Origin of the sequence: Vibrio sp. 1874 (assembly GCF_033344395.1) — a bacterium.
In the GTDB taxonomy this organism is placed as follows: domain Bacteria; phylum Pseudomonadota; class Gammaproteobacteria; order Enterobacterales; family Vibrionaceae; genus Vibrio; species Vibrio alginolyticus.
Genome location: NZ_JAWPOR010000060.1, coordinates 1 through 1,688, shown reverse-complemented (window position 1 = coordinate 1,688; position 1,688 = coordinate 1). Strand labels below are relative to the sequence as shown.

The window sequence follows — 1,688 nt, the reverse complement described above, 5'->3', positions numbered from 1 at the left end:
TCAAGTTTTAGATGCTGGTGGTCTGCACATCATCGGTACTGAGCGTCATGAATCTCGTCGTATCGATAACCAGTTACGTGGCCGTTCTGGTCGTCAAGGTGATGCGGGTTCATCTCGTTTCTACCTATCGATGGAAGACTCACTACTGCGTATCTTCACTTCAGATCGTATGGCAAGCTTGATTCAAAGCGGTATGGAAGAAGGCGAAGCAATCGAATCTAAGATGTTGTCTCGTTCTATTGAAAAAGCACAACGCAAAGTGGAAGGTCGCAACTTCGACATCCGTAAACAGCTTCTTGAATACGATGACGTGGCGAACGATCAACGTAAAGTGGTTTACGAACTGCGTGATGAGCTCATGAACGTTGACGATATCAGCGACATGATTGAACAAAACCGTGAAGATGTGCTCACAGCGATCATCGACGAATACATTCCACCACAATCTCTAGAAGACATGTGGGATGTGGAAGGTCTTCAAGAACGTTTGAAAGCAGATTTCGATCTAGACGCGCCAATCAAGCAATGGCTTGAGGAAGACGACAAACTGTACGAAGAAGCGCTGCGCGAGAAGATTATCAGCCTAGCCGTTGAAGTATACAAAGCGAAAGAAGAAGTTGTGGGTGCACAAGTGCTTCGTAACTTCGAAAAATCAGTGATGCTTCAAACACTCGATACGCTTTGGAAAGAGCATCTGGCGGCGATGGATCATCTGCGTCAAGGTATCCACCTACGTGGCTACGCACAAAAGAACCCGAAACAAGAGTACAAACGTGAATCGTTTGAATTGTTTGAAGGTTTACTTGAAGCGCTAAAGACTGACGTTATTACTGTTCTGTCTCGTGTCCGCGTTCAACAGCAAGAAGAAGTTGAGCGTATGGAAGAGCAACGTCGTGCACAAGCAGAAGAAGCTGCTCGTCGTGCGCAGGCTCAGCATGCAGCTGCGGAAAATCAGTTGGCTGATGGTGAAGAGTCTGAGGGTTCAAATCAACCTGTTGTTCGTGATGAGCGTAAAGTAGGTCGAAACGAACCTTGTCCATGTGGTAGTGGCAAGAAATACAAGCAGTGTCACGGTCAGATCAATTAATCTAACTTGATAACTTAATAAGAAAGAGTCGCTTAGGCGGCTCTTTTTGTATCGATAGATCCTAGGTAAATATCCATGAAAAGAATTCACATTGTTGCAGCGATCATTTTCAATCAAGATAAGTCGCAAATCTTTATTACTAAACGTCCTGATGATAAACATAAAGGTGGTTTTTGGGAGTTTCCGGGCGGTAAAGTCGAGCTAGGAGAAACAGTTGAACAAGCGATGGTTCGTGAGCTTGAAGAGGAAGTGGGGATTCGAGTGATTGAACAAGCACCGTTTGAACACCTTGAATACGATTACCCAGATAAGTCACTAAAATTTGATTTTATTACCGTCTCTCAGTTCGAGAACGAACCTTATGGTCGAGAAGGTCAAGAAGGGCGCTGGGTCGCAGTTGGTGAATTAGGGGATTACACCTTCCCTGAAGCTAACGTGCCGATCTTACAACGTGTCGTAAAAGAGTTCGCTTAAGCCCAATGAACGTGCTTGTGGTTAACACAGTATGTTGTTAGTTTAAAAAGATTCAGCGAAACGAAAGAGAACGAGAAGCCTCGTTATCCAGAGAAGGAGAGAAAGCGCAATGGTTCGTATTGCAATC

At 44.7% G+C, this 1,688-nt stretch carries 2 protein-coding genes; both read left to right on the top strand.

Annotation, left to right across the window (positions count from 1 at the left end):
* On the top strand, positions 1 to 1,087 hold a 1,087-nt coding region (locus R8N46_RS24500; protein ID WP_318189688.1), incomplete at its 5' end, for an SEC-C metal-binding domain-containing protein.
* A 75-nt stretch (positions 1,088 to 1,162) separates the two neighbouring features.
* Positions 1,163 to 1,561, top strand: coding sequence for an 8-oxo-dGTP diphosphatase MutT (gene mutT / locus R8N46_RS24495; RefSeq protein ID WP_005461225.1), 399 nt, complete (start codon positions 1,163 to 1,165; stop codon positions 1,559 to 1,561).
* Positions 1,562 to 1,688: the final 127 nt, after the last annotated feature.